The 14,485-nt window shown below is 72.5% G+C and carries 11 protein-coding genes and 1 pseudogene; 7 read left to right on the forward strand and 5 right to left on the reverse strand.

Annotated features, from left to right (window positions below; genetic code table 11):
* From EAD89_RS02105 to EAD89_RS02125, 5 genes and pseudogenes are all read right to left on the reverse strand, one after another.
* Positions 1-402 (reverse strand): annotated as a pseudogene (locus tag EAD89_RS02105) (hypothetical protein); the annotation flags it as partial.
* A gap of 4 nt (positions 403-406) precedes the next feature.
* Positions 407-1,306, reverse strand: a complete 900-nt coding sequence (locus EAD89_RS02110; protein ID WP_121674491.1) for a carbohydrate ABC transporter permease — start codon at positions 1,304-1,306, stop codon at positions 407-409.
* A complete protein-coding gene (locus EAD89_RS02115) occupies positions 1,306-2,289 on the reverse strand; it encodes a carbohydrate ABC transporter permease (protein WP_121674492.1) in 984 nt (327 codons plus the stop codon). The genes EAD89_RS02110 and EAD89_RS02115 overlap by 1 nt, the downstream gene beginning before the upstream one ends.
* Positions 2,290-2,485: 196 nt before the next feature.
* Positions 2,486-3,835: an ABC transporter substrate-binding protein gene (locus tag EAD89_RS02120; RefSeq protein WP_121653237.1), complete on the reverse strand. Its 1,350-nt coding sequence runs from the start codon at positions 3,833-3,835 to the stop codon at positions 2,486-2,488.
* Positions 3,836-3,854: 19 nt separating this feature from the next.
* Positions 3,855-4,985, reverse strand: coding sequence for a LacI family DNA-binding transcriptional regulator (locus tag EAD89_RS02125; protein WP_121674520.1), 1,131 nt, complete (start codon positions 4,983-4,985; stop codon positions 3,855-3,857).
* Positions 4,986-5,223: 238 nt separating this feature from the next.
* Between EAD89_RS02125 and EAD89_RS02130 the strand changes: the two genes are divergently transcribed.
* From EAD89_RS02130 to EAD89_RS02160, 7 genes are all read left to right on the forward strand, one after another.
* Positions 5,224-6,552, forward strand: a complete 1,329-nt coding sequence (locus EAD89_RS02130) for a Gfo/Idh/MocA family protein (protein ID WP_121674493.1) — start codon at positions 5,224-5,226, stop codon at positions 6,550-6,552.
* Positions 6,553-6,576: 24 nt separating this feature from the next.
* Entirely contained in the window at positions 6,577-8,010 is a 1,434-nt protein-coding gene (uxaC, locus tag EAD89_RS02135; protein WP_121674494.1) for a glucuronate isomerase, read from the forward strand.
* The gene (locus EAD89_RS02140; protein WP_199733386.1) at positions 8,007-9,311 is read left to right on the forward strand and encodes an enolase C-terminal domain-like protein; all 1,305 of its coding nucleotides are present in this window, start codon (positions 8,007-8,009) and stop codon (positions 9,309-9,311) included. The genes uxaC and EAD89_RS02140 overlap by 4 nt, the downstream gene beginning before the upstream one ends.
* The gene (locus EAD89_RS02145) at positions 9,302-10,795 is read left to right on the forward strand and encodes a mannitol dehydrogenase family protein (RefSeq protein WP_121653240.1); all 1,494 of its coding nucleotides are present in this window, start codon (positions 9,302-9,304) and stop codon (positions 10,793-10,795) included. Before EAD89_RS02140 ends, EAD89_RS02145 begins: the two co-directional genes overlap by 10 nt.
* A 25-nt stretch (positions 10,796-10,820) precedes the next feature.
* Positions 10,821-11,999, forward strand: a complete 1,179-nt coding sequence (locus EAD89_RS02150) for a Gfo/Idh/MocA family protein (protein ID WP_121674495.1) — start codon at positions 10,821-10,823, stop codon at positions 11,997-11,999.
* A 213-nt stretch (positions 12,000-12,212) separates the two neighbouring features.
* On the forward strand, positions 12,213-13,574 hold the full coding sequence (locus EAD89_RS02155; RefSeq protein WP_121674496.1) for a polysaccharide lyase family 1 protein: 1,362 nt from the start codon (positions 12,213-12,215) through the stop codon (positions 13,572-13,574).
* Between the two features lie 137 nt (positions 13,575-13,711).
* Positions 13,712-14,434 (forward strand): HD domain-containing protein, encoded by a 723-nt coding sequence (locus tag EAD89_RS02160; RefSeq protein ID WP_121653243.1) that lies wholly within the window; start codon positions 13,712-13,714, stop codon positions 14,432-14,434.
* The last annotated feature ends 51 nt before the right edge of the window (positions 14,435-14,485 follow it).

Consider the following 14,485-nt stretch of genomic DNA (forward strand, 5'->3'; position numbering starts at 1 on the left):
CCGCCCGCCCCCGTTGCCGCCCACCTCGACGACGACCAACCCGGCGTAGCCGGCCAGGCCGGCCGTGACCAGTGCGGTCACCAGCAGCGCCGGAGGACCGCCCGGCACCCGGCCGGTGGCCAGGGCGGCCAGGTCGGCGGCGAGCAGCCCGGCCACGGCGAGCGCGAGCAGGCTGACCGGCACACCGGGCAGCACCGAGCGGCCGAACCGGCGCAGGGTCGCCCGCGCCGTCGGCCAACCGCCGGTACGGGTCCAGTCGTGCACCGCCGCGCTGGCCGTGCCCGCCGCCGCGGCGACGGTCAGCAGCGGCGCCGCCGCCAGCACCAGCAGGATGCCGAGCAGCGCCAGGTCGGCGGCGTCCCGGACCATGTCGCGCCAGTCCCGCCGGCCGGCGGTGTCCACCGGCTCAGCCCTTGATGCCACTGGTGTTGATCCCCTCGACGAGCATCCGCTGGAACGCGACGAAGAACAGGAAGACCGGCAGCAGCGACAGCACCGACATGGCGAACATCGGCCCGACCGCGCTCTGGCTGGTCGAGTCGATGAACAGGGTCAGCGCGACCGGCACGGTGTAGTCCTCCAGTTGGGAGAGGAACACCAACTGCCGGAAGAAGTCGTTCCAGGTCCAGATGAACGAGAAGATCGCGGTGGTGACCAGCGCGGGGCGGCTCAGCGGCAGGATGATGTGTCGGAAGATGCCGTACGGGCCGGCGCCGTCGATCCGCGCCGCCTCGTCCAGCTCGCGGGGAACGCCCCGCATGAACTGCACCATCAGGAAGACGAAGAACGCCTCGGTGGCCAGGAACTGCGGGATCAGCAGCGGCAGGTACGGCCAGTCCCCGCCGACCAGTCCGAGGGTCCGGAACAGGATGTACTGCGGCACGATCAGCACGTGCTGGGGCAACAGCAGCGTGCCGATCATGACGGCGAACCACATGCCGCGCAGCCGGAACCGCAGCCGGGCGAAGGCGTACGCGGCCAGCAGGCAGGAGAGCCCGTTGCCGACGACGGTGAGCAGGCTGACCATGGCGCTGTTGAGGAAGAACCGGCCGAAGCTGACGTCGAAGTTGGACCATCCGGCGGTGTAGTTGCCCGGGGTGAACCGCTCGGGCAGCAGCCCGACGTTGTTGACGATCTCCTCCTGGGACTTCACCGAGGTGCCGACCATCCAGATCAGCGGGTAGAGCACCACGGCGACGATCGCCACCAGGATCAGCAGTCGCAGCACCGGCCGGCCGGCCGGTCGTCGGCGCGCGGTCGGCGCCGGTCCGGTCGGTACGCCGGCCGTCGGGGTCACCGCCACCATCACCGGTCCTCCCCGTCGGAGTAGTGCACCCAGAACCGCCCGGTGCTGAAGAAGATCGCGGTGATCACCGCGATGGCGAGCAGGAACACCCAGGCCATGGCCGACGCGTAGCCCATTTCGAGGTCGGTGAAGCCGGTGATGTAGAGGTTCAGCGTGTACATCAGGGTGGAGTCGACCGGTCCGCCGGTGCCGTTGCTGAGCACGAACGCGGCGGTGAAGCCCTGGAAGCCGTTGATCGTTTCCAGCACCAGGTTGAAGAAGATCACCGGGGAGAGCATCGGCAGGGTGACGTTGCGGAACTGGCGGAACCGGCCGGCGCCGTCGACCGACGCGGCCTCGTACAGCTCGGTGGGCACCTGCTTGAGCCCGGCCAGGAAGATCACCATCGGCGCGCCGAACTGCCAGATGGCCAGCACCATCAGTGTCTCCAGGGCCCAGTCCGGGTCGTTGACCCAGGGCTTGCCCTGGATGCCGAAGAGGCTGAGCAACGAGTTGAACGCGCCGTCGCGGTTGAACATGTTGACCCAGACAATGGCCAGCGCGACGCTGCCGCCGAGCAGCGACGGCAGGTAGAACAGCCCACGGAACAGCCCGACCCCGCGCCACGCGCGGTTGAGCAGCAGCGCCACGCCGAGCGCCGCGGCCAGCTTCAGCGGTACGGCGATCAGCGCGAAGGTCAGGGTCACCCGCACCGCGTGCCAGTACGACGGGTCGGCGGTGAACATCCGCTCGTAGTTGGCCAGCCCCACCCACTCCACCTCGGAGAACGGGGTGAGGATGTCGTAGTTGGTGAAGCTCAGGTAGAGCGACAGCAGCATGGGGATCGCCGTGACACCCATCAGGCCGATGAGCCACGGCGACAGGAAGACGTACCCCGCCAGACCTTCGCTGTGCCGGAGGCGACCGGGCCCGCGCCTCTCGGCGTGGGCCCGGTCGGTGCCGGGGCCGCGTCGGGTCGGGTCGGGTGCCGTGGTCAGCGCCACGAACAGCTCCTCTCCTCGCGTTGGGTCTGTGTCGAAGTCCCCCGGTCGAGCCGAGGCGGAGTCCAGGCGGCGGTCCGGCAAGGCGGAGATTGGTCCGGATACCGGTGTTGTATCCGGACCAATCTCCAACGCGGCCGGGCGTTGTCTGGGCCCGCCGCAGGCCGGCCAGGGACTTCGACACAGACCCTGGGGGCGGTCAGGCGATGGCGGCCTTGCACGCCTCGATGAACTGGGTGGCGGCCTCGGCGGGGGTGGCCCGGGCGTACTGCGCGTTCTCGGCGGCCTTGATCAGCTCGGACTTGACCTTGCTGTGGCCCTTGATCGGCACCTGCGGGGACTTGCCGAACTTCTGGGTCAACTCCGCCTCGACGGCGATGGACTGCTTCATGGCCGGGTCGGTGGTGTCGTCGCTGACCACCCGGCGCAGGTCCAGGTTGGACGGCAGGCCGCGGTCGGTGCCGAGCAGCTTGACCGCCTCCTGGTCGTTGTTCAGGAAGTTGATCACGTCGACCGCGACGTCCTTGTTCTTGCTGCCCTTGAACACCGACCAGTACATCGAGGCCCGGGCCCACTGCGCGCTCGGATCACCGGGGTAGGCGATCACGCCCAGCTCATCCTTGGTGTTCTTCTTCAGGTCCGGCATCTGGTTGGCCCAGACCCAGGAGGTCGCCGACTTGCCGGTGACCACCAACTGCTTGGTGACGTCGCTGGAGTTGCCCTCGTGGATGACGTCGGCGGTCGGAGTGGCCTTACGGTCCCGGGCGCCCTTCCACAGGTCGAACCACCTCGTCACGTCCTCGGCGGTGAAGCCCAGCTCGGAGCCCTTGTAGAGGTCCTTGCCCTGCTGGCGCAGCCAGACCCAGAGCGCCTTGTAGTCGGCGCTCGGGTCCTGGGTGCCGGGTACGCCGGTCTTCTTCGACACCTGCTCGGCCCAGGCGATGTGCTGCTCCCACGACATCCCGGTGGTGGGCTCGGGCAGGCCGTTCTTGGTCAGCAGCGTCTTGTTGTAGACCAGGCCCTGGGTGTTCTCCCCGGCGGCCAGGCCGGCGAGCTTGCCGTCGACCACGCCGTACTGCCAGAGGCTCTCGGGGAACTTGGAGGTGTCCAGCTTGCCGGACTTCTGGTACGACGTCAGGTCGAGCGTGGTGTTGCGGGCCGCGTACTCGGCCAGGTAGTTGTCGTCGATCTGGAACAGGTCCGGCGGGTTGCCACCGGCGGTGAGCGTCGCCAGTTTGTCGAAGTAGCCCTGGTTGGCCTGCCAGGTCTTCTCGAACGTCACGTTCGGGTGCTTCTTGGTGTAGAGGGCGAGGGCGTCCTCGGTCAGCTTGGCCCGGGCGTCACCGCCCCACCAGAAGATGGAGAGCTTGACCGGGGCGTTCGGGTCGGCGGCGCCGCCGTCGTCGTCTCCGCAGGCAGCGGCGCCGAACATCAACGGCGCGGCGACCGTCGCCGCGAGCAGGCCGCGCAGCAGGCGCCGCCGGGGCAGCGAGGTACGGTGACTGCGCCCGACGGACGCGTCAGTGGTGGGGGGCGTTGCGGGGTGCATGTGCGCTCACTCCTCGGCATTAGGAGGCGACGGCGTCACCGGTGGCCGCGGTCGGGGTGCCCGGGCCCGCAGGGCAATGCGGGTCCGGGCCCGGCGGCGCGGCCAGGGGACGTGCCGGTCGGGCCTGCGGGCCCGGGCCGGTCGAGTCGCGGATGACCAGGTCGGTCTGGAGCATTACCTGTGCGGTCGTACGACGGACGCCGAGCGCCGTGCCGGCACCGGGCCCCCGCGTACCACGCGGTGACTCGGTGTCCTGTTGCAGCAGCATGTCGACGGCCGTCCGGCCGGCGGCCCCGGTGGGTGTGGCCACCGTCGTCAGTTTGGGGCGGGTCAACCGGCTCAGGGCGATGTCGTCGACCCCGACGACACTCACCTCCTGCGGCACCCGGACCCCGAGCGCGTCCAGCCCCTCGATGAGGCCGATCGCCATCAGGTCGTTGTAGGCGAGCACGGCGGACACGCCGCTGCGCCGCACCTGCTCGGCGACCGCGTGCCCGCCGGTCTCGGTGGGCGCGTTCGGGCCGAGCAGGGTCAGCTCGGCGCCGCCGGCCCGGGCCGCCGTGGCGGCGGCGCGGCGCATCTCCCGGTTGGTCCACGAGCTGCGGGGGCCGCCGAGCAGCGCGATGCGGGTGTGACCCAGGCCGATCAGGTGCTCGATCGCCGCCCGGGCGCCCTGCCCGACATCCATCAGCACACAGGGCAGGCCGGTGACCTGTCGGTTCACCACCACCAGCGGCACCTCGCGGCTGAGCTGCTCGATCAGGCTGTTGCTCATCCGCGGGCTGCACAGCAGCACCCCGTCCACCTGCTTCGCCAGGGCGTGGACCAGCTCCTCCTCGGCGGTCGGGTCCTCATTGGTGTCGGCCACGAAGACGTGGTAGTCGCGGTGCCGGGCCTGGCTCTCCGCCGCCTTGATCAGGGGCGGGAAGAAGGGGTTCGCGATGTCCGCGATGATCAGGCCGATGTTGTGCGTACGGCCGGTGATCAGGGCCCGGGCGGCCCGGTTCGGCCGGTAGCCCAGATCCTCCGCGCAGGCCAGCACCCGGACCCGGGTCTCCGGGTTGACCAGGTGCGGAGCGGAGAAGGTGCGCGACACGGTGGAGATGTGCACCCCGGAGGCGCGGGCGACGTCCCGGATGGTGACTGGCACGGCGGCCCCTTCGTCCGATGTGGCGGCGGTCACGTGGGTGTGGCCCATTAATGCAAACGGTTGCGCCAGTGTCAACGGTGGATGGTTACGGTTCTGTTGCGTCAGGACTCCCGTTGGCGACTTCCAGGCTCGCAAACACTGACATTTACCGCCGATTGCGTCGCCGTCGTTGACGCACTCGGATCGATCGTGATTACTTCACTGCAAACCTTTGCAGGATCACCGGGGAGGCGACCGAATGTCACCCAGAGCCGACGGCCGGGTCCGGCACGCCGTCGTGGGCACCGGCGCGCGGGCGGAGATGTTCGTCCGGGCCCTGGTGCTCGACCACGCGGACACCACCGAACTGGTCGCCTTCGCCGACGTCAACCGGTCCCGGATGGACGCCCACAACCGCTGGCTCACCGAGCTGGGCCACCGCCCGGTGCCGACCTACCCGGCCGGCGACTTCGTGGCCATGCTGGACAAGGAGCGGGTCGACGTCGTCCTGGTCACCAGCGTCGACGTCACCCACGACGAGTACGTGGTCGCCGCGCTGCGCGCCGGGCGCGAGGTCGTCACCGAGAAGCCGATGACCGTGGACGCGCCCCGCTGCCGGCGGATCCTGAACGCCGTCGCGGAGACCGGCGGCCGGGTGACGGTCGCCTTCAACTACCGCTACAACCCGCTGCACGAGCAGGTCCGCCGGCTGCTCGCCGACGGGGCGGTCGGCGAGATCGGCTCGGTGCACTTCGAGTGGCTGCTCGACGTGCGGCACGGCGCCGACTACTTCCGCCGCTGGCACCGGGACAAGGCCACCTCCGGCGGGCTGATGGTGCACAAGGCCAGCCACCACTTCGACCTGGTCAACTGGTGGCTCGACGCCACCCCGGTCGAGGTGTACGCGGCGGGGCGCCTGTTCTTCTACGGCGAGGACGGCCGCCGGCACGGCTACGCCCGCGACTACGAGCGGGCGTACGGCTCCCCCGCCGCCGCGGACGACCCGTTCGCGCTGCGGCTGGACGCGCACCCCCGGCTGCGCGAGCTGTACCTCGACGCCGAGGCCGAGGACGGCTACCAGCGCGACCGCAACGTGTTCGCCCACGGGGTGAGCATCGAGGACGACATGGCCGTGCTCGCCCGCTACTCCACCGGCGCCACGATGACCTACCACCTCACCGCGTACGCCCCCTGGGAGGGTTACCGGGTGATGGTCAACGGCAGCCGGGGCCGGCTGGAGCTGGAGGTCACCGAGAACGACTTCGTCGACCGGGGCACCGCCGGCGCGGTCAAGGGCGCCGCCCTGCACGGCGCCGAAGCGCCGGCCGAGGGCGGCGGCGCGACGCTCACCCTGCGGCCGTTCTGGGAGCCGCCCCGGCGGATCCCCGTCGAGGGCCGCACCCGGCACGGGCACGGCGGCGCGGACGCGCGGATGACCGGGGTGCTCTTCGGTGGCCACCCCGATCCGCTCGACCGCGCCGCGACCGCCGACGACGGCGCCCTGGCCCTGCTCACCGGCCTGGCCGCCAACCGGTCCTTCGAGACCGGGCAGCCGGTCCGGGTCGCCGACCTGCTCACCCCCCGCTGACCCACCGACGAGGAGCCCATCCCCGTGCCCACGTTCGACGACACCGACCTGCTCCTGCCGCCCGAGCCCGGCCAGCGCGCGCTGGCCCGGGAGCTGTACGCCCTCGCCGCGGAACAACCCATCATCTCGCCGCACGGGCACGTCGACCCGGCCCTGCTCGCCGAGGACCAGCCGTTCCCGGACCCGGCGCAACTGCTCATCGTGCCGGACCACTACCTGACCCGGATGCTGCTCAGCCAGGGCGTACCCCCGGCGGAGCTGGGCGTGCCCACCCGCGACGGCAGCGCCGTGGAGACCGACGGCCGGGTCATCTGGCAGCGCTTCGCCGCGCACTGGCACCTGTTCCGGGGCACCCCGTCGCGACTGTGGCTGGAGCAGACCTTCCGCACCGTGTTCGGCGTGCACACCCCGCTCGGCCCGGCCACGGCCGACACCCTCTACGACGAGCTGGCGGCCCGGCTCGCCGAGCCGGACTTCCGACCCCGAGCGCTGTTCGAGCGGTTCGGCATCGAGGTCCTCGCCACCACCGAGTCGCCCTTGGACGACCTCGGTCAGCACGCCAAGCTGGCCGCCGACGGGTGGGGCGGGCCGGGCGGGCGGGTGGTCACCACCTTCCGTCCCGACGACGTGGTGGACATGGAGTTCGAGGGCTGGTCGACCAACGTCGACCGCCTCGGCGAGCTGGCCGGGGAGGACACCGGCACGTACGCCGGTTACCTAGCCGCGCTGCGGGCACGCCGGGCCGCGTTCATCGCGGCCGGGGCCACCTCCTCCGACCACGGCCACCCCACCGCGCGCACCCTGGACCTGGCGCCGGAGGAGGCCGCGCGGCTGTACGACCGGGGCCGGCGCGGCGAGGCCGACCCGGCCGACGCGGAGGCGTTCCGGGCGCACATGCTGGTGGAGTTCGCCCGGATGTCGCTCGACGACGGCCTGGTCCTGCAACTGCACCCCGGCGCGGTGCGCAACCACAACCGGTGGCTGCACGCCCGGCACGGTCGCGACGTCGGCGGGGACGTCCCGCAGGCCACCGAGTACGTGCACGCGCTCGCCCCGCTGCTGGAGCGCTACGGCAACGACCCACGGCTGCGGGTGGTGCTCTACACCCTCGACGAGGACACCTTCACCCGCGAGCTGGCGCCCCTGGCCGGCGGCTACGCCGCGCTGCTGCTCGGCGCGCCCTGGTGGTTCCTGGACTCCCCCGAGGTGCTGCGCCGGTTCCGGGAGACGGTCACCGAGACCGCCGGGTTCTACAACACCACCGGATTCGTCGACGACACCCGGGCGTTCTGCTCCATCCCGGTCCGCCACGACGTCGCGCGCCGGGTCGACGCCGGCTTCCTGGCCCGGCTGGTCGCCGAGCACCGGCTGCCGATGGACGAGGCCGCCGAGACCATCGTCGACCTGGCGTACCGGCTGCCCAAGCGGGTCTTCAACTTCGGAGGGGCCAACCAGTGAGCATCACCATCACCTCCGTCGAGGTGCACGACGTGCGGTTCCCGACCGCCGCGCGGGGCGACGGCTCGGACGCGATCAACCGCGGCGACTACTCGGCGACCTACGTGGAGCTGGGCACCGACGCCGGGCCGACCGGCGCCGGTTTCACCTTCACCAACGGCCGGGGCAACGAGATCACCTGCGCGGCCGTCCGCGCGCTCGCCCACCACGTGCGGGGTCGCACGGTCGAGGAGATCGCCGCCGAGCCGGTGGCGTTCTGGCGTTCACTCAGCGCCGATGTGCAGCTGCGCTGGCTCGGCCCGGAGAAGGGCGTCATCCACATGGCGACCGGCGCGCTGGTCAACGCGGTCTGGGACCTGCGGGCCACCCTGGCCGGCAAGCCGATGTGGCGGTTCCTCGCCGAGCTGCCCACCGACGACCTCGTCGCCAGCGTCGACTTCCGGCACATCACCGACGCGCTCACCCCGGACGAGGCCGCCGCCATCCTCGACAAGGGATTGATCGGAGGGGATGGCCGGCTCGCGGAACTCAAGCAGAGTGGTTTCGCTTCGTACACCACCTCGGTCGGCTGGCTCGGCTACCCGGACGACAAGGTGCGCGCGCTGACCCGGCAGGCGTACGACGACGGCTGGCGGGCGATGAAGATGAAGGTCGGCGGCCCGCTCGCCGACGACCTGCGGCGGGCCCGGATCATCCGGGAGGAGATCGGCCCCGACGCGCTGCTGATGATGGACGCCAACCAGGTCTGGGACGTCAACGAGGCGATCACCGCGATGACCACCCTCGCTGAGGTCGACCCGTACTGGATCGAGGAGCCCACGCACGCCGACGACATCCTCGGTCACGCCCGGATCGCCCGCGCGGTGACCGAGCTGACCGGTGGCCGGTGCCGGGTGGCCACCGGTGAGGTGGCCGCCAACCGGGTGGTCTTCAAGCAGCTGCTCCAGGCCGAGGCGATCGGCGTGATGCAGATCGACGCGTGCCGGGTCGGCGGCGTCAACGAGGTCCTCGCGGAGCTGCTGCTGGCGGCGAAGTTCGGGGTGCCGGTCTGCCCGCACGCCGGCGGCGTCGGCCTCTGCGAGTACGTCCAGCACCTGGCGATCTTCGACTACCTGCGGGTCGGCACCGGCCTGGACGGGCGGATGATCGAGTACGTCGACCACCTGCACGAACACTTCGTCGACCCGGTCCGCACCCGTGGCGGCCGCTACCTGCTGCCCGAGCGGCCCGGCTACAGCGCCACCATGAAGCCGGCGTCGATCGCCGAGTTCCGCTTCCCGGACGGCCCGGCATGGCGGTGACCGTCGGCGCCTCCCGGCTCGGCCTGGGTGTCCTGCGACGGCTGCCCGCCGAGGCCCGGCCGCTGGTGCGACCCGGCACCGTGCCGGCCGGCGTCGTCCACCTCGGGCTCGGCGCGTTCCACCGGGCGCACCAGGCCGTCTACACCGAGGCCGCGATCGGCGCGGCCGGCGGCGACTGGGGCATCATGGCGGTCGCCCCCCGCAGCACCGCCCTGGTCGAGGCGCTCACCGCGCAGGACAACCTGTTCAGCGTCAGCAGCCTCTCCGCCGCCGGCAGTGCCACCCGGGTGGTCGGCGCGTTCAGCGGGGTCCGGCACGCCGCCAGCGACCCGGACGCCGTGGTGGCGCTGCTCGCCGACCCGGCGGTACGGGTGGTGACGCTGACGGTCACCGAGAAGGCGTACCAACTCGACCCGGTGACCGGCCAGCTGTGCCCCGACTCGGCGCTCGCCGCGGACCTGGCCGGCGGCCGCCCGCCGATCACCGTGCCGGGTCTGCTGCTGCGCGGGCTGGCCGCCCGGGCCGCCGCGGACGCCGGGCCGGTGGCGCTGGTCAGCTGCGACAACCTGCCGGCCAACGGCCGGCGGCTGCGCGGTCTGGTCGACCAGGCGGTCGGGCGGGCCGCCGGGGTGCCGGCCGGCCTCGTCGACTGGGTGGCGGGCAACGTGACCTGCCCGGGGACCATGGTGGACCGGATCGTGCCGGCCACCACCGCGGAGACGATCGACTCGGCCCGGCGGGCGCTCGGCGTGACCGACCTCGCCGCGGTGGCCGCCGAGCCGTACGCGCAGTGGGTCATCGAGGACGACTTCCCCGGCGGCCGGCCCGGCTGGGAGCACGCCGGCGCGGTGCTCACCGGCGACGCCGGCCCGTGGGAACGGCTGAAGCTGCGCACCCTCAACGGCGTGCACTCGGCCGTGGCGTACCTGGGCGCGCTGGCCGGCCGGGAGACCGTCGCCGAGGCGCTGGAGATCCCGCACCTGGCCGACGTGCTGCGCCGGCTCATCGCCGAGGACGTGGCACACAGCTTCACCCCGCCCGACGGGGTCCGGGTCGTCGACTACGGGGAACAGGTCCTCGCCCGGTTCGGCAACCCCGCGATCCACTACCGCACCCTCCAGGTGGCCACGGACGGTTCGCAGAAGCTGCCGCAGCGGGTCCTGCACACCATCGCCGACCTGCGCGCGGCCGGCCGGTCCGCCCGCTGGGGCGCGCTGGTCGTGGCCGCCTGGCTGCGCTTCGCGCTGGGGTACGCCGACGACGGCCGGGGTCTGCCGTTGCAGGACCCCCTCGCCGGGCCGATCCGGGCCGCGCTGGACGCGGGGGCGCAGACGCCGGCCGGCGCGGTGGACGCGGTCTTCGCGCTGCGCGAGATCTTCCCGGCCGAGGTGGCCGGGGACGACGAGGTACGGGCCGAGGTGACCGGCTGGCTGACCGCGCTGGCACGGCACGGCGTCGAGGCGACACTGGCGGGCGCCCGGTGAACGGACCGACACCGCCCGGTGCCCGGTGAGCGGGCCGACGTCGCCACCCCGGGTGGCGGTGATCGGGGCGAACGGACACGGCCGGTGGCACCGGCGGGTGATCGCGCCGCTGCACGCCGCCGGCCGGCTGCGGCTGGTCGCCCTGGTCGACGTACGGCCGGTGGAGGACGACCCGGACGCGCCGGTGCCGCCCGGGGTGGAGGTCTTCACCGACCACCGTGCGATGCTCGCCGCGGCGCGCCCGGAGGTGGTGGTGATCTGCACCCCGCCACATACCCACCTGCCGATCGCCCGGGACGCCCTGGCCGCCGGCGCGGATCTGCTGCTGGAGAAGCCGCCGGTGCTGTCGCTGGCCGAGCACGAGGAGCTGACCGCGGCGCTGGCCGAGGCCGGGCGGGTGGCCCAGGTCGGCTTCCAGGCGCTCGGCTCGGCGGCGCTGACCGCGCTGACCGACGCGCTGGCCGCCGGCCGGCTCGGCACGGTCACCGGCATCGCCACCGTCGCCGCGTGGCAACGGCCGGACGCCTACTACGCCCGCTCCCCCTGGGCCGGTCGGCGGAGTGTGGGCGGTCGACCGGTGCTGGACGGCGCGCTGGCCAACCCGCTCGCGCACGCGGTCATGCAGTGCCTGGCGGTCGCCGAGGCGCTCGGCGGGGCGCGGCCGTGGCCGGTCGCCATCGAGGTGGAGCGCTACCGGGTACGACCGATCGAGGTGGAGGACACCGCCGTGTTGCGGGTCCGGTTCCGCGCCGGCCCGCCGGTGCTGGCCGCGGTCACCCTGGCCGCCGAGGAGTTCGTGGCGGGCGAGGTGGTGGTCACCGGCACGGCGGGGCGGGCGGTGCTGGAGTACCCGACGGACCGGTTGCGACTGCCCGGCGACGTGGTGACCCGCCGGGTTCCGGGACGGCGGGGGCTGCTGGAGAACCTGCTGGCGCACCGGGCCGACCCGGCCGGGGTGCCGCTGATCGCCCCGCTGGCCCGTACCGCGCCGTTCACCGCGCTGCTGGACGCCCTGCGGGCCGCGCCGGAGCCGCGACTGCTCGACGGCGATCTGGTCGACGTGGTGGGCGACGGCGGGGAGCGGGTACGCCACCTGCGGGGCGTCGCCGACGTGCTGCGCCGGGCGGCCGAGCGGGGGGCGCTGCCGGGCGAGCTGGCGGTGCCGTGGGCGGTGCCGGCGTACCGCGCGGAGCTGGCGGGATAGGGGGCGACGGCAACCGGAGTGCAAACAGCGCCCGGACTCGTCCGGGCCAGATCGGACGTAACCCCGGATACCCGACCGACGGCGGTCGGGGCGATGCTCGTCGACCTGGACAACTGCAACATTCCTGCATATAGATGGTGTTGACTCTCATAAAACCCCGAACCTACCGTTCCTGGTGACTCCCGAACCACCACCAGCGAACGGGAAGAATCGATGCGCAGAATCCTCACCGGCGCTACGGTCGTGGCCCTCCTGCTCGGTGCCGCCCCGGCCGGCGCCGCTCCCCGCTCCGGCTCACCGGCCTCCGCCGGCGACGGGCTCTCCTGGGCGGCCCGCCACCTCGGCCGGCAGGCGCTGCCCGAACGCGACGGCTGGGCGGCCGAGGGCACCGGGACCACCGGCGGTTCGACGGCGGCCCCCGAGCGGACCCGGGTGGTCCACAACCGGGCCGAGCTGGTCGACGCGCTCGGCGGCGACAACGCCGGCAACGCCACCGACGCCACCCCGAAGCTCATCTACGTGTACGGCACGGTCGACGGCTTCGAGGGGCCCGACGGCGCGCCGCTGAGCTGCGCCGACCTGGCCGACCCGGAGTACCGGCTGGACGCCTACCTGGCCGCGTACGAGCCGGCGGTGTGGGGTCGGGTGCCGCCGGCCGGGCCGCTGGAGGAGGCCCGGGTGCGCTCGGTGGCCAACCAGACCCGGCAGACCCAGGTCAACGTCGGCCCCAACACCACCATCGTCGGGCTGCGCGGCGCCCGCCTGACCGGGCTCACCCTCATGATCGACCGAGCGTCGAACGTCATCGTCCGCAACCTGACCTTCGTGGACGCCCGGGACTGTTTCCCCGCCTGGTCACCGACCGACGGCGAGGCCGGCAACTGGAACAGCCAGTACGACCAGATCTCGGTACGCCGCAGCGAACACGTGTGGGTCGACCACAACACCTTCACCGACGGCGACAACCCGGACAGCGCCCAACCGACCTACTTCGGACGGCCGTACCAGGTGCACGACGGTTCGCTGGACGTCACACACACGGCCAGCCTGGTCACCGCCTCCTGGAATCGCTTGACCGGGCGCGACAAGCTGATGCTGATCGGCTCGTCCAACACGGTCGGCCCGGACGTGGGCCGGCTGAGGGTCACCCTGCACCACAACCTCTTCGACGGCGTCCTGCAACGGCTGCCCCGGGTGCGCTTCGGCCAGGTCGACGTCTACAACAACCACTACCGGCTCGGCGGGAACGACTTCCAGTACGCGCTCGGCGTCGGCGTGCAGTCCGCGCTGTACGTCCAGAACAACTTCTTCACACTCGACGCGGCGGTCGCCCCGGCCGACCTGCTGTACGACTGGGGCGGCACCGCGCTCACCGAGCGGGGCACCTGGATCCGCCAGGGCGACGGCCGGGCCCGGCCGGTCGACCTGCTGGCGGCGTACAACGCGGCGCACGACCCCGACCTGGGCGCCGACGCCGGCTGGACGCCCACCCTGCGCCACGGTCCGGTCCTGCCGGCGCCGCTGGTTCCGCTCCTGGTCGGCCCGCTCGCCGGTGCCGACCGCCTGCCGGCCTGACCCGCCCGCCCTCCGTCGCGGCGGCGCCGGAGCCCTCCCGGCCGGGTCGACGCGCGCACGGCGTCGGCCCGGTGCGGTGGGTCGGGTCGGCGACGCACGGGGCGATCACCATGGTGAAGATCGGCTATAAGTGACGCATGGACTTCCCGCCGCACCTGGGCAGTATGCCGATGCACGCGATCACCGAGATCCACGGCGAACCGGGCCTGCTGGAACGCTTCCGGTTGGAGATCCAGCAGTTCGACGACAGCGCCCGGGCCCGGCTGACCGCCGCGCTCGACCTGGCCGCCGACCTGCACCGCGACGACCGGCGGGTTCGCGAGCCGTACCTCAACCACCTGCTGCGGGTGGCCATCCGGTTGATGCACCACTACCAGGTGCGCGACGTCGACGTGATCGTCGCCGGCCTGCTGCACGACGCTGTGGAGGACCACCCGGCCGAGCTTGCCGACGGGGGCGGCGACCCGCGCGGGGGCGCGCTGGCCACGCTGGCCGCCCGGTTCGGACCGCGGGTGGCGACGCTGGTCGCGGCCGTCACCAACCCGGTGTACGACCCGCAGCGCGACCGCAACACGCAGTACCGCGAGCATCTGGTGGTCAGCCTGGACCGGGAGCCCTGGGCCCGGGTGATCAAGGTGTCGGACTTCACCGACAACGGAGTGGGTGTGATCCACACGGTCGGGCCGAAGGTGGTCTCCTCGGCGATCAAGTACCGGCCGCTGGTGCCGCTCTTCCGCGACCTGATCGGCCGGCCCGACACACCGCTCTCGCTGCCGGTGAAGCGGCACATCTTCAGCCAGCTCGACCTGGCCGAGGAGCGGTTCAGCGCGATCCTGGACCAGCCCGCCCACCCCAACTGACCAGGCCCGACGCATCACCCGACCGGGTTCTGCGACAAGATCTCAGATCTC

The organism is Micromonospora sp. BL4 (genome assembly GCF_003667505.1).
In the GTDB taxonomy this organism is placed as follows: domain Bacteria; phylum Actinomycetota; class Actinomycetes; order Mycobacteriales; family Micromonosporaceae; genus Micromonospora.